This is a genomic window from methane-oxidizing endosymbiont of Gigantopelta aegis (assembly GCF_016097405.1).
In the GTDB taxonomy this organism is placed as follows: Bacteria; Pseudomonadota; Gammaproteobacteria; order Methylococcales; family Methylomonadaceae; genus Methylomarinum.
This window is the reverse complement of record NZ_JAEHGD010000001.1, coordinates 2,032,669-2,053,436: the sequence shown is the minus strand read 5'-3', so window position 1 is coordinate 2,053,436 and position 20,768 is coordinate 2,032,669. Positions and strand designations below refer to the sequence as shown.

Sequence of the window (20,768 nt, the reverse complement as noted above, 5' to 3'; positions counted from 1 at the left end):
GTACCAAAAAAAACAATGTTCCTCATTTTCTTACCGTTTCTCGTCTTTCGGAGCCCAGAAAAAATGTTGACAGAGTACTACAGGCACTAACTCCAATAGCCAAGCATTTTGATTTCCAATATACAATCATTGGAGATGGTGAGTACAAGTCTGAGCTTGAATTAATGGCTAATAAACTGGGATTGTCTGATAAAGTGGTTTTTGCTGGTCGCCTACCAATAAGGCAGGTCATTAATAAAATGTCAGAAGCTGATTTATTTATTTTACCTTCCTCTACGTTATCAGATAGCCATGAAGGTTTTGGCATTGTTTATTTAGAAGCTGCTGCCTGTGGAACACCGTCTTTAGCAACGCGACAGGCGGGCGCTATTGAAGCCGTATCTGAGGGAAAAAGTGGTTTTTTTGTAGAGGATCCAAGTATTGAAAATATTCAAAATGCATTAGAACAGTTTTTATCTCGTAAAGTTAGCTTCGACCCGTTTTCTTGTCGGGAGTTTGCTTCTGGTTTCACTTGGCGTCGAGTCGTTGAACATGCCTTGCCTTTTTACTCATCATAACCAATATGAATACGCCTCTAATTTCTGTCATCATGCCCTGCTACAATGCTGAAGCCTATGTTGCAGATACTGTTGCTAATGTTTTCGAACAGAGTTATCCCAATGCAGAGCTTATTATTGTAGATGATGGCTCGACGGATAAGAGTCCACAAATCCTTGAACAATTAAATCAACAATACGATAACCTTAGAGTTTTTTATCAAAAAAACCAAGGCCCCTACCCTGCTCGTAATTTCGCTTTAGAACATGCTAAAGGGGAATTTATTGCTTTTCTGGATGCTGATGATTATTGGGCGCTAGATTGTCTTGAAAAATTGTATAACGGCTTAACACAATCTCTCGCTGATTTAAGTTATTGTGGCTGGCAAAATATTGTTGAAGGGGGTGAAAATGGTCCACGTTATATCCCCCCCGCTTATGAAAAAGGGGATATTCCTAGGGCTTGTTTAAAGGGGTGCCCCTGGCCTATTCATGCCGCATTGACTCGCAGAGAAATTATTGACCAGGTTAATGGTTTTTCTACTCGCTGTTTTAGTGCAATGGACTATGATTTATGGATTAGAATCATCGGCGTTACCCAGAATATTACCTTAGTCCCTGAGGTCTTAGCCTTTTACCGTTGGCATAGCCATGGGCAGATTTCCTCGGTAAAATGGAAACAGGTTCTAAATGCTAGAGTGGTTCGGCAAGATTTTATTTTAAAAAATCCGGCGCTTGTTTCTCATATTCCTCCTGATGAGCTCAACAAGTTATTGAACAGTCAGGTGGTTGATCAAGCTTATGAGGCATTTTGGAAGCGTAATCTGAATTCTGCTCAACATTTGTTTAGAGCTATGCTTCGTTTTGGTTCCTGGCAATTTAAAGATTTGAAATATATTATTATCAGTCTATTTCCTGAAACTATCTTTAAAAAGATAGTTCTTTTTTTGGATAAATAACGCTTTAATTATGACTAGATTTCTGATTCTGATGTATCACATGGTCAGCAACCCGGAGGCCGATTCGGAGATTAAATATGCCTGTTCTCCTGAGCAATTTAACACGCATATGCTAAAGTTAAAACAGCATGGTTTTAACCCGGTCTCTTTAGAACAAATTGAGCAATACCTCTTACATAACAAAGCTCTTCCAGACAATGCGGTTGCCATTACGTTAGATGATGGGTTTGCCGATAATTACACGCACGCTTTTCCTATTTTGTCTGAACATCAAATTCCTGCGACGATTTTTTTGGCGACTAGTTGTATAGATTCAAACAATCGATGGATGAATCAGCGCGGTTTTCCAACTCGAAAAATGCTAACTTGGCAACAGATACTCGAAATGAACGCCTCTAATATTTCATTTGGCGCGCATACGGTTAACCACGTTAAGTTACCTGAAATTGACGCAAGCATGGCTAACAATGAAATTTTATCCTCAAAAAAAGTGATTGAAGATAAACTAGGACAGCCGTGTAAGCATTTTGCCTACCCTTACGGATTATTTAATAGCAAGAATCGTGATTCTGTTGAAGTGGCTGGATTTACCTTAGCCTGTTCTACCCGATCGGGCTTTAATAATGCAAATCGAGACCCGTATGTGTTGCACCGAATTGAGGTTTATGGCAACGACCCTTGGTGGAAACTAAAACAAAAAATGACTTTTGGTATCAACGATGCGAGTCTGTTTTTTCCTGCCAAATACTATATGAATCGTTTTATCAATCGTTTAACACCTTAGAATTCAGGAATTTTCCTTGATGGATATTAGGGGCTGTTGCCATTTCACATAGGTAACCATAAAAAGGCGCAAGCCAGAGCGATAGAGCCTTCAAAATTTCGTTTGAGTTTGTCATATCGCGTGGCGATCGCTCTGAAATGCTTAAGTCTTGCAAACACATTTTCAACGAGATGGCGATATTTGTAGAGACACCAATCCATTTCATCATTTCCCCGAGTTGAATTCTTTTTTCTTGGGATAACAGGAACAGCCCTTTGTCTTTAATTTGAAGACGTAATGCTTCACTGTCATAGCCTCTGTCAGCAACTATATAGTCACCTTTTGGGAGCTCTGCAACTAATTTCGGTGCTTCTTTACAGTCATGAACTTCGCCGCCTGTCACTGAGAAATGAATAGGAAGACCACAGGCATCAACGGCCATATGAATTTTACTGGTGTTCCCGGCGACAGATTTCCCTATCGCTGTTTCTTGTTCACAGGCCGCACCACTACTATGCTGATGTGCTTTCACAATACTCCCATCAATAAATTCCCATTCCAGGTCTGGATCAACAACCAAGGCGTTAAAATACCCATCAGTTTTTCTTTACGAGACCAGTCATTGAATCGTTTATATACCGCATTCCAATTACCAAAAGCCGTGGGTAAATCTCTCCAGGGACAACCTACTCGCAAGCGATAAAAAATACCTTCGACTGTTTTTCGAAGACAAGGTTTGTCATAAATTCCCATTTTCAACATAATTATCTTCAGTTTCTCCCAAAGTTCATCCGTAAGCATTTGTCGGGGCATAGTTTGCTTGTTTTTGAGTCAAAATAAACAATCTATGTGGCGGAGTTATTGAATTTCAAGGGGATTTTCAAAACGGCAACAGCCCCTAGTATTATTATTTGTTCTTATAACCGTTGCCAAAATTTACCTGACTGTTTTTCTTGCCTGGAAAAACAAGTCATTACTGATCCCATTCAATGGGAGGTTCTTCTCGTTGACAACAATTCGACGGACAATACTAAACAGGTAACTGAAGATTTCAATCAATCTTCTAGCTTAAACATTCGTTATATCTTTGAACAAAAGCAAGGCTTATCCTATGCTAGAAATAGAGGAATTAATGAAGCTAAAGGGACCTATCTAATGTTTATTGATGATGATATTCGTGTTACAGAAAACTGGCTTCAGTCCATTTATTCAACATTTAAGCAATATGACTGCGATGCTGTCGGAGGCAGAATTCATATTGAAAGCCCCAATAAACTCCCGCCTTGGATAACGCCAGATATGTACGTTTTTTGGGACACCAGGACTTTGGAACAGAGCTTCATCAAATGGACGGCATCAAAGAGTTTCCATTTGGTGGCAATATGGCTATTCACCGCCGCGTTATTGATCTGATCGGCAATTTTGACACTACCATGGGCAGAAAAGGAACGGGACTTAAAAAGGAAGAGCTTTTTAAAGGTGAAGAGACCGATTTTTTCCATCGTTTAGCAGCAGCGGAAGGTAAATTTTATTACCACCCAGATGCACTGGTTTTTCATAAAATTCTACCCCATCAATTAAAGAAAGGTTTTTTCTTACTCTTCACAATAACGCAGGTGCTTTAAAAGCAAAACGCGATAACAATAGCTATCAAAGAAATCTGTTGGGTATTCCATTATTTATTTTTCCCCAATTTTTACGTTCCATTTATCGTTATTTATTGATTGTTATTACTCAAGGTCCTAATCATTCCATGAGACAACTCATGAATGTTTATTATTTCTGGGGCATGATTACAGCTTATAATTCTAAATCAAAATGATAAAAATAGCTTTTAGATTTGATGCCCCCTCTGTAACCAGTGACCATTCTCTGGAAAAAGAAATTATCAATATTTGCAAAGCACATGATGTGAAAATTAATTTTGCTGTTATCCCCTACAAGAAAAATAATGGTGACTTACAGGCGTTGACTAAACTGCATGCAAAATATCTAATTGATGCCGAGAAAAATGGTTGGATTGAAATATCTCAACATGGCTATGCTCATATCAACCATAATCAGAATAGTACACCCTCTGAGTTTTCAGATGAATCAATTGAGAAACAATATAGCTGGATTCATAAAGGAAAATCGTAACCGTTCACAACACTTGCCAAACCACCCAAAAAATCAGAAAATTCGTGTATGAGCAAACTCCCACTGGATTTCACCCAACCGCCACCTTTGCCTGAGACATTAGAAGAGTCTCACCAGGTGATTTTGACGTTGTGGGAAGCGATTAGGCAACTCCAAATCTGGAAAGAGGAACTGGAGGAACAATTAAATAATGGTTCCGACAATTCCTCAGCACCGCCCTCACAAGACAGCCCTAAAAACGCGCGGAACGCCACCGCAAAACCCCGACGGGGCGTAAAAAAGGGGCGCAGACGGGCCACAAAAAGCACGAACGGACGTTATTGCCCGAAGACCAGGTCGACCACATCAAGCGCTACTATCCGCATGCAGTCTGTGGTTGTGGTGGAACAGTCCAGATAGATCGTTACCAACGCCATCAAGTTTTTGATTTACCTGAAGTGCGCTATGAAGTCACCGAACATCAGTGCTACGCAGGTTGTTGTCAACGCTGTGGACAGCACCATAAAGCCCATCTGCCCGACGCCGTTCCTGCCGGCCAAATGGGGCCGGGTCTGATTGCCTGGATCAACCTGATAAATGGCCGTTACCACCTGACCTTAAGACAGATTGAAAGTCTGCTCCAGGAACAATGGGGCCTGACCTTCAGTTTAGGAGCTATCAGCCAAAGCCAGAAAAAGCTCAATGACTGGCTGGCCCCCGTCTATCAACAAATCGGTGAAGCGGTTCGTGCCGCGAATCTCGGCTATGCCGATGAAACCCGACACTACCGGAATCGCAGCACCTACTGGCTCTGGTCCTTATCCACCGACCAGGCCGCCTACTTTCTGACCCACTATTCGCGCGGTAAAGGCGCGGCCAACGCTTTACTCGGCAACTTCAATGGCGTCTTAGTCACCGACCGCCATGGTGCTTACAACGACTATGCAGCCAATAAACACCAATATTGCTGGGCGCATATCATCCGTAACTTGGAAAAAATAGCCCAACGCCGGGGACAAGCAGGCAAAGACGGTCAAAAATTGCTGAGGCTGGCTCGATTAGGGGTACGATGCGCCAAACGCTGGCAACAAAGCGACTATCAAAGCCAGCATTATCGACAGCGACTGGAAAAGCTCCGTCAACGCCTCAAAACCCAACTGGAACAGAGCGCACTCATCCATGGAAAAACCAAAACCGGCAACAGCTGCCGCAAACTGCTAAAGGATTTTCCAAGGCTCTGGACCTTTCTGGACCATCCCGGTGTGCCGCTGACCAACAATGCCGCGGAGAGGTCGTTGCGCCCTTATGTTATCTGGCGGAAAATCAGTTTTTTCAGTCAATCACACCGCGGCGATCAGTTTCGGCCGATGATCTTGTCCGTGATCGAGACCTGTAGACGGTTAGGGCTTAATCTGTATCAAACCCTCAGAACGATTTGCACTCAGGGTCTGACAGATGGCCAAGAATTCTTACCGCTTACCTATCCCTGAGCAGCAAGCGGTTGTGATGGTGTGAACGGTTACGGAAAATCATTGCTAGATAATCTGTTTTTAAAGCAAAAAGGGGATTTGTTCCACCTTGGAATACTTTTAACCAGGTAACTTGTTCGCTATTAAATCATCATGACTTTCTTTTTATATCTGCAGGTTGGGATATTCCATTAAATGTAAATTTATCTATTCCTTTTTGCCGAGAACCTGTCAAGCAACGTCACTTATAGAAAGCTTGGAGAATACTAAAAACTTTTCTTCATTAAACCCGATTATTATTGCTGTCCTCCATCATTATGATTTTATTGAATCTAATGAAAAAGGGGTATTCAGCCTATCAGAATTGGAAAATATTTTAAGATATCTGCAGACTCGAAACCAAAAAAAATAAAGCTAACATCTTTAAACCATATTGCCAGTGAACAATCTGTTTCTGACTCAATCAATGCTGCTTTGCTACACAAAAAATTCTCAAACTAAGCGCCAACTTAAGCCCCCAACCACTTGATTAAACACGACTTACGCCCAGCTCTCTGCATTGTCGAATCATTCCCAAAATCGGTTCAGGTAGACTCTGCAACGAACGTTTTCGGGCGTTCGCTAACGCTTTTCAAATAATCACGCTGAAAGCGTTCTTGCTTCGGAAAACAGGCGTTCAATCCTGATTTAATGTCCTCAGCAATCGTTTTATACAAACGCCAGGGTGTCAATGCACGCGGCCCATCCATTTTCGTCAAGGCCTTGGTAAAACACCGCTGCGCGATCTTTTCCGTAACCACCGCATACAGAAGTTTGCCCTGTAAATACAATTCGGCCAATTGACTGTCTTTACGGGCACGTAATTGATTGATCGCCAACAGGCTTTTCAGCCGTTTGATCACCAATTCCACCTGCCAGCGTACACGATAGAGCGCGGCAGCCGTTTCGGTGCTGAGCAACTCGACCGGCACGGACGTTAAAATTAAGACCCATTCACTGAGATAGAGCGTTTTTTCCTGGGCTGTACGTCCTTTGTTCTGCGCTCTGAGTTTCGCTTTACGCCGGGCTTGCGCCGCTTTTTCGGCAGGTAACGGAACCGCATGTACCGTGCAGGCGATTCGTTTAGTATCATGGCACAAATAAACCGGAATAGCCCCCGCTTGTTTCCCGAGACGTTGTAATTTCGTTTCCCAGTCAATTTTTATCATTTTGCCGTGCTCGTCAAGCTCGTATAAATTCATGCTGTGTGCGTTATAGCGCAGCACAATATCGCCACCTCGGTCAATAAAAGGCACCAACGACTTCGGTTGATTGTAGCCACGATCAATCAACACGACATCGCCCGATTCCAGCACATAATGGTCAAGGCTTTCGCCAATCTTGTCCGTACTGACTTCAACCTGGCGCAATGTCAGTGAAATCAAATCTATCGCGATATGTAGCCGATACGTGGTTTCTGTCGCACCGGGTTCCTGCACGGTCGAGCCATCAATAATAACGAAGCTTAATGAACCACTGTCAACCACCTGATGCAACCCAAATACGCCCGATAGCAAGGATTTTACCCAAGGAACGCAGGCCGCCAGTCTTTTTTTACCGCCGTATCACTTAAGTGAGCCCTGTAAGTGAGCCACCTCGCCGGCGCAACTCCGCAAGGAGAAATCCAGACCACAGTAGAGCATCACCAACTGTAACAGTTGTAAGGGCGAACGGATCTTGCGCGCACGCGTGAAGGCTTTAAATTCATAGGCTTGTTGTTGATAATCTTCTGGAAGTTCTTGCACAAATTGTTCAAAACGAGTATCTATGTGAGGTGGCTGCTTTTTCATAGGGTTTTCACTTTTGTCGGCAAAAGACTCTATGTGGTGGCCACACCTTTATTTTTCAACACGTAATCAATGATTTAATGGCATTATCGATGTTTGACAGAAAACATGACTTTGGTGTTTATAATACTTTCTTTGCTGCAAAATATTGGGAAATTTACATTGAATTAGGCCGTCAAATGGGAGCAACCTTAGGTGATGCCACCTATCATGAAATACGTTATGAAGATTTACTCGAAAGCCCTGAAAAAATCATGCGTGATGTCTGTAATTTTCTGAATGTGCATTACAATGATAATCTGGTCAATTTTTAAAAATCTGGTGAAGCAGGAAAAACCCCATTGCTTCAACAGCCGATACAAAATTCAAATAAAGAAAAATGGCGGCGTAAAATGACTAAGCAACAAATTGCTTTATTTGAGGGTGCGGTGGGCAATACACTTAAACAATGTGGATACAGTCTAAGCACCCATGCTAAACCTATCTCATTGCCCATTAAAGCTTGGTGGCGATTTCATAATTATGTTTGTAAAAAACATCACGACCTTACGAGGAAAATATAATGAATAAGTTATTAATTAATTTGAGTCTACTCCTCATCAGCACCGCATCTTTTGCCGAGTATGCTTTTTCTGTCAGTGAAGCTCTGCAACTTCCCCCTTTCTGTCGCGGGCTATCCATACAAAATTTTCAAGCTGATGCCAAGAAATTGAAAAAAAATATCCGTGTTCCTGGGCAGCATACCCAACATTTTTGCCATGGAATGAAATCTATCCTACGACGAAACTATGATACTGCCGTTTCTGAATTTGAATATGTCGAAACCCATTCAACAAAAAAACATGCGTTAATTCCAGCCACGCATCTTTACAAAGCTGAAGCCCTTGGTAAATTAGGTAAGATTAGTGCTGCTTTAAACGAATATAACAAAGCAATCAAATTAAAGAAAAAATACCCTCAGGCTTATTCACGCCTTGCTAATTTTTATCTATCCTTAAATCAAAAAAGATAAGGCAATAGAAATTATTAAATTAGGCTTAAAATATATGCCTAATTCAAAATCACTTAATAGGAAGCTACATTCATTGCAAAGGAAAAAATAAACTTTATGCCATATAAACTTACTGTTGTTATATGTACTCATAATCGATCAACATTATTGTTACGTGTTATTACATCTCTTAATAATGCTATTTTTCCTTATAATGCTTCTGTAAGTATTCTTGTTATTGCTAATGCTTGTACTGATGACACAGTCATTCAATTAAAACGTTATCAATCCATTCAAAATAAAAAAAATTTACCTTTAGTTTTTCATGAAGAACCTAAGCCCGGTAAATCTAATGCATTAAATACAGCTATCAATATGATTGGTGAAGGCTTTATGTGCTTCGTTGACGATGACCATCGTGTTGATAAAAACTATTTTTCCGCTATTATTTCTTCTATAGAGACATACCCAAAAGTTAAATTATTTTGTGGAAAAATTATTCCTGACTGGAGCGGCCATGAACCTGATTGGATACATGATCAAGGAAAATATAAAATTTATCCTTTACCGATTCCGCATTTTGAATTAGGGCCGCACCCTGTTCCTGTTGTGCAAAACATGAAACTGCCTGGTGGAGGAAACCTGATTGTAAAACGAGATGTTTTTAATCAGGTTGGTGTCTTTTCCACTAAACTAGGACCTCAAGGACACAATTTATCGGGCAGTGAAGACAGTGATTTTATTTTGAGAGTCTTGAATGCAAAAATGGCTATTCAATATAACCCCGATATTATTCAGTATCATTATGTTGATGAAGAACGTTTGAAATTTAATTATTTAATCCGGAAAAGTTTTCAACGCTCTCGGTCGTTAATTAAAGCTAAGCACCCAGGTTCTCACCCTATACCGCTATACTTATGGCGAAAACTTTTTAACTATTCATTCTCATTATTGTTTTCTTTTAACCTTCAGAGATCACGCTTTTATGCTATGCGTATAGCTTCAACACTAGGAGAAATTGTTGGCTTAAAAGAAAATTAAATCATAGCTTATAATGATGTAAGTGAGTGGAAACAAATTTCATTGTGAACAAAACAATGAACATCACAAGTACTGCACTGCGCAATAAAAAGCGGCTAACTTAACACAGTCGAATTTATTACTGGACACTTATAAGATATACATAGTCCTCTAAATTATTTTTTATTAGATTCTTTAATTATGGAATAAAATTACAAAAGATCGCCTTTTACAGGTTGACTTATTGTGATGTTATTATTTAATCTCAAGAAAAACCCTACACCACCCAATAACTTATCCACTATATTTTTATATGCGTGATATTGTAGTTTTATTATTTCTTATAGGCTGTTTTGTGGCGGCTCTGCGCACTCCTTGGCATGGTGTGCTGACTTTGGCAATTTTAGCTACTTAAATCCGCATTCTTATGCTTGGGGATTTGCTCGTACTTTGCCTGCTTTCCAGATACTTTTCATAATTGTTGCCATTAGAACGTTCCTTACAAAAGACAAACAAAAATCCCAAAGGACTGGCGCATACCATTGTTTATTTGTCTTTATCTCTACTTTATTTTTACCACGACTCAAGCCACAGTTCCTTATCTTGCATGGCCAAAACTATGGTTAGTAACAAAGATATATTTACCCTATCTTTTTACTTTAGTCCTTATTAATACTAAGGAAAAATTATATTATCTGATCATAACAATTGCTGCTTCCATTGGTATTATTGCATCAAAAGGTGGGGTTTTTGCTGCACTTCATGGGTTTAGCTATCGAGTCTATGGTCCAGCGGGAACCCAATTTGAGGATAACAATCAATTTGCACTGGCGGTACTAATTAACATTCCTCTATTAATTTTATGGTACAAAGAAACTAAAAATAAAAACCTAAAAATTGGATTGCTATTTGCAATTCCTCTGAGCTTTATTTCTTCATTATCCTCATGGTCTAGAGGGCGCTACTTGCGATGGGTGTTTTATTATTTATGCTCCTGTGGAATAGTAAACGGAAAATATTAGTATTACCGCTTATATTAATTAGCGGGTTTTTAACTATAGGCTTTCTACCTGAAGCATGGCTTGATCGAATGAGTGGTATAAGCTCTCATCAAGATGAGTCGGCTATGAGTAGAATACGAGCATGGAAAGATGGCTGGTACTTTACCCTAGGTCATCCTTTTACAGGGTCAGGCTTTGAGGGTTGGCACTGGGTAACAGAAAGGGAGTGGCACAGTTCTTATGTAGAAATGTTTGCTGAACACGGCTTTGTGGCATTTGCCATGTGGATGGCACTAATTATTGGAACTATTATCAGCCTCACTTTATTACCTAAGAAAACAAAGAATATAGAAGGTATGGAATGGGTAGAGAATTATTGTTATATGATTAGAGCGTCAATAATCACTTATATGGTCGGCGGTTTATTCCTTGGGTTATCTTACTGGGACTTGTTGTATCATCTAATTTTTATCTCGATCCTTATTAAACAATTTGCATTGGAACAATTAGATACTATTAACAAAAAACCTAATTTAAGTTATCAGGTCTAACTAGCTTTGTTGCATAATTATTTGATTTATGCAACAAAGCTAATTCAACTCATAAGTGTAATTTATTTTTTAGGATTGTAAAAAAATTAGACAGTGTTAATTTAAGTCGATATCATTAATGTTATAGGATGCAAAAATTGGTACAAAAAATAAACTTTATTTCGCCCACTTAATAGACTATAATTCATACTCTAATCGTCCAATTATATCTTTTATTGTTGGCAAGACTCTTTCAATTTTTTCTTTATTATCTCCGTCCTTCCATTTATCAACCCGTATTTCTGAAAATGTATTATAGGGCTTTTGTAGAACATTAATACAGTGTTGTCTTATATGCTCATCAAATGGAATACCACACTCTTGAAAAATTTTTGAAAATTCAAGTACGGGGTGAGCAATTAACGATTCATAACTAATTTCATGCCATTGTTTTTCTGGAATTTTTTCTTAGCATCGAGTATTGCTTCATTCATTGTTTTATATTGAAATGCACAGACTTCTTCAATTTTAGCGTTACAATAGTTCCTCCAGCCTTTAGGTATAAAAAAACACCATCGTTTATTTTTTCCATTTTCAATATTAACAACATCAGGTAGGTTATTAGACATAAGCGCCAACTTAAGCCATTAAATCATTGATTACGTGTTGAAAAATAAAGGTGTGGCCACCACATAGAGTCTTTTGCCGACAAAAGTGAAAACCCTATGAAAAAGCAGCCACCTCACATAGATACTCGTTTTGAACAATTTGTGCAAGAACTTCCAGAAGATTATCAACAACAAGCCTATGAATTTAAAGCCTTCACGCGTGCGCGCAAGATCCGTTCGCCCTTACAACTGTTACAGTTGGTGATGCTCTACTGTGGTCTGGATTTCTCCTTGCGGAGTTGCGCCGGCGAGGTGGCTCACTTACAGGGCTCACTTAAGTGATACGGCGGTAAAAAAAGACTGGCGGCCTGCGTTCCTTGGGTAAAATCCTTGCTATCGGGCGTATTTGGGTTGCATCAGGTGGTTGACAGTGGTTCATTAAGCTTCGTTATTATTGATGGCTCGACCGTGCAGGAACCCGGTGCGACAGAAACCACGTATCGGCTACATATCGCGATAGATTTGATTTCACTGACATTGCGCCAGGTTGAAGTCAGTACGGACAAGATTGGCGAAAGCCTTGACCATTATGTGCTGGAATCGGGCGATGTCGTGTTGATTGATCGTGGCTACAATCAACCGAAGTCGTTGGTGCCTTTTATTGACCGAGGTGGCGATATTGTGCTGCGCTATAACGCACACAGCATGAATTTATACGAGCTTGACGAGCACGGCAAAATGATAAAAATTGACTGGGAAACGAAATTACAACGTCTCGGGAAACAAGCGGGGGCTATTCCGGTTTATTTGTGCCATGATACTAAACGAATCGCCTGCACGGTACATGCGGTTCCGTTACCTGCCGAAAAAGCGGCGCAAGCCCGGCGTAAAGCGAAACTCAGAGCGCAGAACAAAGGACGTACAGCCCAGGAAAAAACGCTCTATCTCAGTGAATGGGTCTTAATTTTAACGTCCGTGCCGGTCGAGTTGCTCAGCACCGAAACGGCTGCCGCGCTCTATCGTGTACGCTGGCAGGTGGAATTGGTGATCAAACGGCTGAAAAGCCTGTTGGCGATCAATCAATTACGTGCCCGTAAAGACAGTCAATTGGCCGAATTGTATTTACAGGGCAAACTTCTGTATGCGGTGGTTACGGAAAAGATCGCGCAGCGGTGTTTTACCAAGGCCTTGACGAAAATGGATGGGCCGCGTGCATTGACACCCTGGCGTTTGTATAAAACGATTGCTGAGGACATTAAATCAGGATTGAACGCCTGTTTTCCGAAGCAAGAACGCTTTCAGCGTGATTATTTGAAAAGCGTTAGCGAACGCCCGAGAAAACGTTCGTTGCAGAGTCTACCTGAACCGATTTTGGGAATGATTCGACAATGCAGAGAGCTGGGCGTAAGTCGTGTTTAATCAAGTGGTTGGGGGCTTAGTTGGCGCTTATGAGGTTATTAGACCATGTGGCAAATTCATCATCTTTATTCCAACCCTGAATCAATGAATTAATATTATCACCTGGGTTACGTTTTATATATACAAAATGAGCATCGGGGAAAAGTCTATATAAATATGGGACAGATAACCCATTTTGATTATTTTTATCTACAATCCTCTTTTTCCCTGTTTGACTGTAAAAATACCAACTGATATACATTCTATCTTTATCACATGCGTTTTCTTCTGGAATCTCATGTGATTCCCAGTTCCTTTGCAAAGGTGGATGTAATGCCGCCCAAAAATCATGTGTTTCTTTTTGTAAGCTCCCTATAAAGTGAGATTCAGATAATGTTTTATACACAAGTGTTGTTCCTGCCCGACTACAACCCACTACAAAAATTGGCTGAGACAAGTAAAAGCTGTTCAGCTTAAAGCGAATAGATCGGATCAATATCAAATACTTTTTGGTAGTGGGTTAAATCTGTATTTATGCTAGGAACAGTAGAATAAGAAAGTGATTTATTGCATAATTCCCTCATGAAATATTATCAAGCAATCGCCTGCCCAAACTGTACTAATACTCAACTGATGAAATCAGGCAGAAGCGATGGTGGTGTACAGCGATATCGTTGCCAGACTTCAGACTGCCCAACCAACACTTTCATGTTGGAATATTGTTACAAAGCCTGTGAATTTGGAATCCAAGAAAAATTGTCGAAATGGCTATCAATAGTAGTGGCACTCGAGACACAGCACGGGTTCTTAAAATCAATAAAAACACAGTGACCCGCACTTTAAAAAAAAAAGAAAACAGTCTTGTTCAGGTGAACCCTCTTTTTCAGACCTTTGATCAAGGGAGGCCATTGGAGGTCAGGTTAGAGCAGGTCTGCTGTGAAGAGGCCGAAGTGGATGAGCAGTGGTCTTTTGTAGGCAATAAAAGCAATCAACGCTGGCTATGGCACGCTGTTGATCATAAAACCAACACGGTACTCGCTTATGTTTTTGGCAAGCGTAAGGACATTGTTTTCAAAGAATTAAAAGCGTTACTTAGCCCTTTAAATATTGGCCGTTATTACACCGATGACTGGGGGCTTATGAGCGTCATCTTGATGCTGAGACACATGAAATAGGGAAGAGAAATACCCAAAAAATTGAACGAAAAAACCTGAATTTTAGAACATGGATCAAATGATTGACCCGTCGAACAATCTGTTTCTCTAAGCTAGAAAAATGCATGATATTGTGATTGGTTTGTTAATAAATAAGGTGGAATTTGGCAGAAACATCCATGCATAAACACAGATTTAACCCACTACCTACTTTTTGTTGTAAAACTTTAGGGGTATGACAAACCTTGTCTTCGAAAAACAGTCGAAGGTATTTTTTATCGCTTGCGAGTAGGTTGTCCCTGGAGAGATTTACCCACGGCTTTTGGTAATTGGAATGCGGTATATAAACGATTCAATGACTGGTCTCGTAAAGAAAAACTGATGGGTATTTTTAACGCCTTGGTTGTTGATCCAGACCTGGAATGGGAATTTATTGATGGGAGTATTGTGAAAGCACATCAGCATAGTAGTGGTGCGGCCTGTGAACAAGAAACAGCGATAGGGAAATCTGTCGCCGGGAACACCAGTAAAATTCATATGGCCGTTGATGCCTGTGGTCTTCCTATTCATTTCTCAGTGACAGGCGGCGAAGTTCATGACTGTAAAGAAGCACCGAAATTAGTTGCAGAGCTCCCAAAAAGGTGACTATATAGTTGCTGACAGAGGCTATGACAGTGAAGCATTACGTCTTCAAATTAAAGACAAAGGGGCTGTTCCTGTTATCCCAAGAAAAAAAGCCCCTAATGTTTTAATGATTTTTTCAGGAAGACTATTCATTTTTTATATTTGTAGTAATTATTTTTCTTTGCTCTGAAACCACAACTCCAGCATCATCAATATCCAGATAAGCTCACCATAATAAGCGGCATGAATACTTTGGTGCATTTTAATGGCATGATCTAAAAATTCACTTTTAAAATAAAGACGTTTTTTCAGGCTGTTGATACTATCATAAGCCAGTTCTTTCAGGGGCTGATAGTCTTTTAGCCAAATACCAAACGGCAGGCCAAAACCGTGTTTGGGTTTGTTAATAATTTTTTCCGGCAAAAAGTCTGTAAAAGCCTGCTTATAAAACCAGCGCAGTTTCTGGCCATTTAATTTGATTGTTGATGGTATCTGCGTCGAAAAATTGACAATTGTTTGATCCAGTAATGGATAGCGCACCTCGATGCCCGCCATCTCACACATTCGATTAACTTTGACCAAGTCATTATCATGCAGAGTGGTTTTCCAGTCCATATAAAGCATCCGGTTCAACATACTTGCCTCATCAGGCCGTTGATAGCTTTCTCTTAATAAATTCAATGGCTCCCGGGTATCAACCTGCTGTAAAAAATCGGATTGAAAAATGTCGGCATTGTCATGCCGGTGCAGGAAATTGTAATCTTGCAAGCGGTCAGGCATCGGCTCTTTAGCTTGTTCGATATAACGTTTGGCTTTGAAAAACAAGCCTTTGTCAGCCAGTGATGCAGGCAGTGTCTTGAGAAAGGCTTCCAATGCTGAGCGCAAGGGTTTCGGGGCTTTAAAATAATAATCAAACAACAATTGTTTGGCGTAGCGTTCATTGCCGGCAAATAATTCATCACCGCCATCACCGGCCAATAATATATTGACGCCATTTTCTTTGGCCATTTTGGCGCAATAATAGGCTGCCAGCGCCGAGGAGTTGCCAAACGGCTCATCATAATAATCGGCGATGTCCGGGATGGCTTTGACCGTATCTTCCGGGGTCAAATAATATTCATGCTGCCGGGTATTGAAATGCTTGACCGCTGTTCTGGCATATTCAATTTCATCATAACCTTCTACCGGAAAGCCCATGGAAAAGGTTTTTGCCTGCCCTGGAAACACTTTGGACAATGCGCCTGAAACACTGGAGCTGTCCAGCCCTCCACTCAAAAAGGCGCCGGTATCTTCGGCCTTGTCCACATTTTTTCGCACAGCCTCAGTCAATAATGCTTGTAAGTGCTTTCCGGCGTCCTCGACACTCTCCGTCAATTTTTCCTGAAAATGAGGTAGCCAATAATTTTTAACCGTTATGTTGCCTTTTTCCACGATCAACACCTGGGCGTTTTCCAGTTTTTTGACTTGTTTATAAATAGTGTTGGGGCTAGGGCAATGATGAAAATAGACATAATCATAAACAGTTTGCGCTGAAATCTCGTCGCTAACGTCTGGATGAGCAATGACGAAATCGGCAGATGTGCCAAAGACAAGCCCGCTAGCGGTTTGCGCATAAAAAATATTGCTTTTGCCGATTCCATCGGTGACTAAAACAACCGTTTGCTGATCCATATCCAGCAGGATAAAACTGTGCTCGGCACGGTAGCTATCGATAAACGCCGTTTCCTGCTGTTGGTATTGCCGGATTATTTGTTCCTTTTCCTGATTATCACAACCATCCAGGTTAATCAGCACGCAGCCATCTTGCTGAAAAAACCTTGAATGTTCGGCAGCAATCGCCATCCCCTTACTGGTTTGTTTGGCAACTTCCTGACGATTAATTATTCTGGTCAACAATCCGTCGGCATCTTGATCCGTTGTCGTTGTATTGATCCAACCTACTGCTTGTGTCATGGTTTTACCCGCTTGTTAGGTATTTGAAATAAAATAGTGTTAAAACCATATGGAAAGCTGTTTTTCTGTAGACTGTCCTGGCATTCCTGCATCGGAGCGAGAAAAACATCTCACAAAACCCAAGAGGTTTCTTTCACTTTGCCAGTTCATGTAAGGCGTTACGGTACATCTTCATAACCTTTTCGGCCGCATCCATTTGTTGCTTATGATAAGGCGTCGGCATGAAATCTTCTGGAGAATCAACCAAATATATTGGACAATTCATAACAGTGCGTTGCGTTTTGGCGTTATTGTTTATCAATGTCAACATGACTGACAACATACCTGAATTTGCCGGATTTTTCTTTTTCAATGTTAGCCACCCGATGAATTTCGATTTTCACTGTTTGTCCCAGCCTGGCTTTGAAGGTATCTCGAATCTGCTTTTCACTTTCCGGTAAATAGTGTTCATTCGTCACCAATTGAACTTCGGTCTTGTCTTTGCTGTGTTGAATAATCTTGAATTCTTCGATGCCTTCCAGGTCGCGCAATACATAAATCAGCGCCAGGCCATGCAACACTGTACCATCCTGGGCAACAATAAAATCACTGGTACGCCCCTGGATTTCTTTCAAAACTGGCAAGCCACGCCCACATTCACAAACCTCATCACTCAATACGCCGACATCACCGGTTCGATAGCGAATAAATGGAAAATCCCGGGTGGCCAGATGAGTAACGACAATTTCCCCGGACTCACCCATTGGCAAGACGCGGCCGTCTTTATCGATAATTTCAACAAGTATATCTTCCGCCGTGATATGCATCTTGCCTTGTGGACATTGATGGGCAATGAATCCGGCATCCCGCCCACCATAGCCATTGGCCACCGGACAGCCAAACACTTTTTCGATAATATCCCGCTGATAATCATACAAGCGTTCGGAAGTGACAAAGGCAACTTTAATGCCTAAATCATCCAGCTTTTGGTTATTTTTATCGGCTTGTTTGGCAATATGCGCCAACGCGGAAGGATAGCCAAACAGCATTTTGGGGCGAACTTGCTGAATCTGCCGGATAAAACCAGCGACTTTTTCTTCCGACATTTCAAACGCTGGCAATAACTGGGTGCGCAATAATTTATCGCGTATCAGGCGGACTTTATCTTGCGCACCCAATTCAATCGGCGACCCCCAAATCACAATTTCCGGATCACCAATATCGACCCCCCACCAGCGGGTCGCCCGCCATTTTGCCGCCACATCATGACTGACCCGTTTTTTACCAATATAAAACACTAGCGGCTCGCCACTGGAGCCACCGGTGTTGAATCGTGCCAAACCAACGGCATCATCGGCTTTCAATTGCTCTGTCTGCTGCCGAATAATGGTTTTACTGGTCAACGGCAGGCGAGATAAATCTTGTAACGATTTAATCGACTCAACACTGAAATTCAGTCGCTGGAATAGCTGGCGATAATAAGGTACATGTTGCTGAACATCATTTATACTCTTCGCAAATGAGAATTTAGCATAAAAAGATGACGTAATGGAGTGAAATATATAAAATAAGGCCATGTCGAATTACACCCTTCCAGAGACTGAATTAGCCGATTTGCGCGAAGCCATGGTGAGCTTCGAGAAAAACGTGATGCAGACCGAGTTAAAGCCATCATTCTTTTAGGTTCAGGCTGGTCAGCAACAAACGTTGCCGAAGCACTTCTCATTGACCGCAATACAATCCGTACCTACTATCGAAAATATAAGAAAGGTGGTCTTGCTAAACTCCTACAAACTCAGCATGTTGGAAGTGCCAGTTTCTTATCGGTTTCAGAAGCGACCGAGTTGGATGAATATCTGCAGAAAAATCTTCACTTAACCGCTAAATCGGTTGCAGCTTACATTAAAGAGCGTTGGCAGGTTCGCTATAGTGAACGCGGTGTGACAGCCTTGCTGCATCGCTTGGGTTATGTCTATAAAAAGCCCAAGCTGATACCCGGCAAAGCTAATGCAAAAGCCCAACTGGAGTTCCTTGAGAAATATCAACAACTAAAGGAAGACAAGCAGCCCGAAGACTTGATATTGTTCATGGATGGTGTTCATCCACAACATAATCCTGTAATGGCTTGTGGTTGGATTAAGCGTGGTGTGGAATTCACGATTCAGAGTAATACCGGGCGTCAACGTCTCAATGTCAACGGTGCAGTCAATATCGATTCTCTGGATACTGTCTGCCGCTTCTATGACACCATCAATGGCGAGGCAACGATTGATCTTTGTAAGGCGATTGAAGAACGTTACCCGAAGGCTGGGACTATTTACATCATTTGCGATAATGCACGCTACTACCGATCAAAGGCTGTCAGACAATTTCTTGAAATGTCGCGAATTGAATTAGTGTTTTTACCGCCGTATGCGCCGAATCTTAATTTGATTGAACGGTACTGGCGATATTTCAAGAAAGAAATCTTATATGACCAGTATTATGAAACATTCAAAGAATTCAAAATAGCCTGCGAGACATTCTTTTCTGAGCCAGAAAAGCATGTCGACAATTTGCGCTCACTTTTAACTGAGAATTTTCAAATTATCGGTGCATGATGGTTTGCTCTATTTTCATGTGCGGAGAGTATAAAAAAGACCTTCAGGTTTTTTAATTGCAATGCCTTCAGTTCATCAGGGCTAAGCCATTGGCTTTGTTCCATGTTCCGCCGAACTTGTACGGTATGATGTTTTTGAGTTTTTCATGTAACGGAAACAGAAAACCGGAAACAAGTTTTGTATATAAGTCCATTATTGATTTGCCACCGTTGAATAGAGTGATAACCATTGTTGTTTAACATTAGGCCAGGAATACCTTTGCACTTCCGCCAGACCATTCGTTACCAGCCGTTGATAGAGGGATTCATCTTTGAACAGAGTCATCACTTTTTTCGCCATCATTTCAAAATCACCCACATCGACCAATAATGCTGTTTTATCATCTTCGACAATAAAAGGAATTCCACCAACATTGGTTGTCACTACCGGAACACCACAGGCCATTGATTCGAGCACCGAATTTGGCATGTTATCGACAGTGGTCGGATTTAGCATAATATCTGCTTGTTGATACAGGGCAACTACCTCATCAGGTGTCAATTTACCGGTAAAACAAACATTGTCTTCAAGCCCCAAGGCACTAACTTGCTGCTGTAGATAGTCTTTTTGCTCGCCACTACCGGCAATGGTCAGCTTGACTTGAGGATAATCCTTCTTGATCAACTCAAGCGATTTTATCGCTGTTTCAATACCATAAATCGCTTCAAGATTTCGAGTGATAATTAAATGATACCCCTGTTCATGCTTTTTAGGCCTAAATCGCTCCAAATTGATAATATTCGGAATTACCATGACATTATCAATATTGAATGCCTGAAAAACAGCTGCCAAGTAACCTGAAGGCACGACGATACGTTGTGCCCGCTTCATGGAAGGGCGAACAACAGCAATGGATTGCTCAAAGTACCGCTGCGCCTCACCGCCCCGGTAATTGATAATCACTGGGGTTTTTCTGACCGATGCTATCCACAAAACCGGTGCAGAAAATAATTGCCATGACCAGCCGGAATTTGAAAAAACATGAATAACCTCGACTTGACCGGCGAGTTTCCAGATTTTAACTAAATACGGCAGCAACCTGAAAATAGCACGAATCCCTTTTATTTTGCCCATCCATGCCTTTGGGTAAGGTGGGTTCGTTGCCACAGCAGAAACCTGCACCCCTCCTGGCTCAGTAATTTTTTAAGCTGATTAAACTGATTAGCCATTCCGCCATAAGGTGGTGGAACAGGCCCTACC

General features: G+C 41.2%; 23 protein-coding genes and 4 pseudogenes. 18 read left to right on the top strand and 9 right to left on the bottom strand.

Translation table 11 applies throughout. The features are described 5' to 3' along the window. The 3 genes from JEU20_RS10325 to JEU20_RS10315 all read left to right on the top strand — a co-directional run. A partial coding sequence (locus tag JEU20_RS10325) for a glycosyltransferase (RefSeq protein ID WP_198245576.1) occupies window positions 1-557 on the top strand: 557 nt, incomplete at its 5' end. Window positions 558-562: 5 nt separating this feature from the next. Next, window positions 563-1,495, top strand: a complete 933-nt coding sequence (locus JEU20_RS10320) for a glycosyltransferase family 2 protein (RefSeq protein WP_245395182.1) — start codon at window positions 563-565, stop codon at window positions 1,493-1,495. Between the two features lie 10 nt (window positions 1,496-1,505). Beyond that, on the top strand, window positions 1,506-2,279 hold the full coding sequence (locus JEU20_RS10315; protein ID WP_198245574.1) for a polysaccharide deacetylase family protein: 774 nt from the start codon (window positions 1,506-1,508) through the stop codon (window positions 2,277-2,279). Window positions 2,280-2,323: 44 nt separating this feature from the next. On the opposite strand, the pseudogene JEU20_RS10310 reads toward JEU20_RS10315, so the two are convergent. Then, window positions 2,324-3,071: pseudogene (locus tag JEU20_RS10310) on the bottom strand (IS5 family transposase). A gap of 48 nt (window positions 3,072-3,119) precedes the next feature. Between JEU20_RS10310 and JEU20_RS10305 the strand changes: the two are divergent. The 5 genes and pseudogenes from JEU20_RS10305 to tnpC all read left to right on the top strand — a co-directional run. Continuing rightward, window positions 3,120-3,671 (top strand): glycosyltransferase, encoded by a 552-nt coding sequence (locus tag JEU20_RS10305; RefSeq protein ID WP_198245572.1) that lies wholly within the window; start codon window positions 3,120-3,122, stop codon window positions 3,669-3,671. Further along, window positions 3,641-3,883, top strand: coding sequence for a glycosyltransferase family 2 protein (locus JEU20_RS10300; RefSeq protein ID WP_198245570.1), 243 nt, complete (start codon window positions 3,641-3,643; stop codon window positions 3,881-3,883). The genes JEU20_RS10305 and JEU20_RS10300 overlap by 31 nt, the downstream gene beginning before the upstream one ends. A gap of 193 nt (window positions 3,884-4,076) precedes the next feature. Further along, complete coding sequence (locus tag JEU20_RS10295) at window positions 4,077-4,397, top strand: DUF2334 domain-containing protein (RefSeq protein WP_198245568.1); 321 nt, start codon at window positions 4,077-4,079, stop codon at window positions 4,395-4,397. A gap of 48 nt (window positions 4,398-4,445) precedes the next feature. Next, window positions 4,446-4,796, top strand: coding sequence for a DUF6444 domain-containing protein (locus JEU20_RS15940; RefSeq protein ID WP_425356695.1), 351 nt, complete (start codon window positions 4,446-4,448; stop codon window positions 4,794-4,796). After that, window positions 4,697-5,866: pseudogene (tnpC, locus tag JEU20_RS10290) on the top strand (IS66 family transposase); the annotation flags it as partial. The gene JEU20_RS15940 and the pseudogene tnpC, both read left to right, overlap by 100 nt. A gap of 563 nt (window positions 5,867-6,429) precedes the next feature. On the opposite strand, the gene JEU20_RS10285 reads toward tnpC, so the two are convergent. Together JEU20_RS10285 and JEU20_RS15275 are read right to left on the bottom strand one after the other, a co-directional pair. Then, window positions 6,430-7,401, bottom strand: coding sequence for a transposase (locus JEU20_RS10285; protein WP_245395181.1), 972 nt, complete (start codon window positions 7,399-7,401; stop codon window positions 6,430-6,432). A gap of 48 nt (window positions 7,402-7,449) precedes the next feature. Continuing rightward, a complete protein-coding gene (locus JEU20_RS15275; protein ID WP_198245627.1) occupies window positions 7,450-7,674 on the bottom strand; it encodes a hypothetical protein in 225 nt (74 codons plus the stop codon). A 77-nt stretch (window positions 7,675-7,751) separates the two neighbouring features. Between JEU20_RS15275 and JEU20_RS10280 the strand changes: the two genes are divergently transcribed. From JEU20_RS10280 to JEU20_RS15265, 5 genes are all read left to right on the top strand, one after another. Next, a complete protein-coding gene (locus JEU20_RS10280) occupies window positions 7,752-7,985 on the top strand; it encodes a sulfotransferase (protein WP_342590491.1) in 234 nt (77 codons plus the stop codon). Window positions 7,986-8,233: 248 nt separating this feature from the next. Further along, a complete protein-coding gene (locus JEU20_RS10275) occupies window positions 8,234-8,683 on the top strand; it encodes a tetratricopeptide repeat protein (RefSeq protein ID WP_198245561.1) in 450 nt (149 codons plus the stop codon). 96 nt (window positions 8,684-8,779) lie between these two features. Then, window positions 8,780-9,703 (top strand): glycosyltransferase family 2 protein, encoded by a 924-nt coding sequence (locus tag JEU20_RS10270; protein ID WP_198245559.1) that lies wholly within the window; start codon window positions 8,780-8,782, stop codon window positions 9,701-9,703. A 521-nt stretch (window positions 9,704-10,224) separates the two neighbouring features. Continuing rightward, window positions 10,225-10,704: a DUF5935 domain-containing protein gene (locus JEU20_RS15270; protein ID WP_245395180.1), complete on the top strand. Its 480-nt coding sequence runs from the start codon at window positions 10,225-10,227 to the stop codon at window positions 10,702-10,704. Beyond that, window positions 10,653-11,234, top strand: a complete 582-nt coding sequence (locus JEU20_RS15265) for an O-antigen ligase family protein (protein ID WP_245395179.1) — start codon at window positions 10,653-10,655, stop codon at window positions 11,232-11,234. The genes JEU20_RS15270 and JEU20_RS15265 overlap by 52 nt, the downstream gene beginning before the upstream one ends. Before the next feature lie 398 nt (window positions 11,235-11,632). Here JEU20_RS15265 and JEU20_RS14765 read toward each other — a convergent pair whose 3' ends face one another. Continuing rightward, window positions 11,633-11,842 (bottom strand): hypothetical protein, encoded by a 210-nt coding sequence (locus JEU20_RS14765; RefSeq protein ID WP_214657304.1) that lies wholly within the window; start codon window positions 11,840-11,842, stop codon window positions 11,633-11,635. 96 nt (window positions 11,843-11,938) lie between these two features. On the opposite strand from JEU20_RS14765, the gene JEU20_RS15260 reads away from it, so the two are divergent. Continuing rightward, a complete protein-coding gene (locus JEU20_RS15260) occupies window positions 11,939-12,163 on the top strand; it encodes a hypothetical protein (protein ID WP_198245627.1) in 225 nt (74 codons plus the stop codon). 48 nt (window positions 12,164-12,211) lie between these two features. Continuing rightward, window positions 12,212-13,240 (top strand): transposase, encoded by a 1,029-nt coding sequence (locus JEU20_RS10260; protein ID WP_245395178.1) that lies wholly within the window; start codon window positions 12,212-12,214, stop codon window positions 13,238-13,240. Window positions 13,241-13,256: 16 nt separating this feature from the next. Here JEU20_RS10260 and JEU20_RS10255 read toward each other — a convergent pair whose 3' ends face one another. Further along, the gene (locus JEU20_RS10255; RefSeq protein WP_281066839.1) at window positions 13,257-13,655 is read right to left on the bottom strand and encodes a sulfotransferase family protein; all 399 of its coding nucleotides are present in this window, start codon (window positions 13,653-13,655) and stop codon (window positions 13,257-13,259) included. 146 nt (window positions 13,656-13,801) lie between these two features. On the opposite strand from JEU20_RS10255, the pseudogene JEU20_RS10250 reads away from it, so the two are divergent. Continuing rightward, window positions 13,802-14,560, top strand: a pseudogene (locus JEU20_RS10250) (IS1 family transposase). A gap of 47 nt (window positions 14,561-14,607) precedes the next feature. Beyond that, a pseudogene (locus JEU20_RS10245) lies at window positions 14,608-15,109 on the top strand (IS5 family transposase); the annotation flags it as partial. A gap of 59 nt (window positions 15,110-15,168) precedes the next feature. Here the strand turns inward: JEU20_RS10245 and JEU20_RS10240 are convergent. From JEU20_RS10240 to JEU20_RS10230, 3 genes are all read right to left on the bottom strand, one after another. Further along, entirely contained in the window at window positions 15,169-16,950 is a 1,782-nt protein-coding gene (locus JEU20_RS10240; RefSeq protein WP_198245555.1) for an asparagine synthetase B family protein, read from the bottom strand. A gap of 133 nt (window positions 16,951-17,083) precedes the next feature. Beyond that, window positions 17,084-17,215: a hypothetical protein gene (locus JEU20_RS15510; RefSeq protein WP_281066816.1), complete on the bottom strand. Its 132-nt coding sequence runs from the start codon at window positions 17,213-17,215 to the stop codon at window positions 17,084-17,086. Window positions 17,216-17,237: 22 nt separating this feature from the next. Beyond that, window positions 17,238-18,506 carry a phenylacetate--CoA ligase family protein gene (locus tag JEU20_RS10230; RefSeq protein WP_198245551.1) on the bottom strand — a complete coding sequence of 423 codons (1,269 nt, stop codon included), beginning with the start codon at window positions 18,504-18,506 and terminating at the stop codon, window positions 17,238-17,240. Window positions 18,507-18,599: 93 nt separating this feature from the next. Between JEU20_RS10230 and JEU20_RS10225 the strand changes: the two genes are divergently transcribed. After that, the gene (locus JEU20_RS10225) at window positions 18,600-19,529 is read left to right on the top strand and encodes an IS630 family transposase (RefSeq protein WP_342590506.1); all 930 of its coding nucleotides are present in this window, start codon (window positions 18,600-18,602) and stop codon (window positions 19,527-19,529) included. A 192-nt stretch (window positions 19,530-19,721) separates the two neighbouring features. Here JEU20_RS10225 and JEU20_RS10220 read toward each other — a convergent pair whose 3' ends face one another. Then, complete coding sequence (locus tag JEU20_RS10220; RefSeq protein WP_245395176.1) at window positions 19,722-20,675, bottom strand: glycosyltransferase family 4 protein; 954 nt, start codon at window positions 20,673-20,675, stop codon at window positions 19,722-19,724. Window positions 20,676-20,768 lie beyond the last annotated feature (93 nt).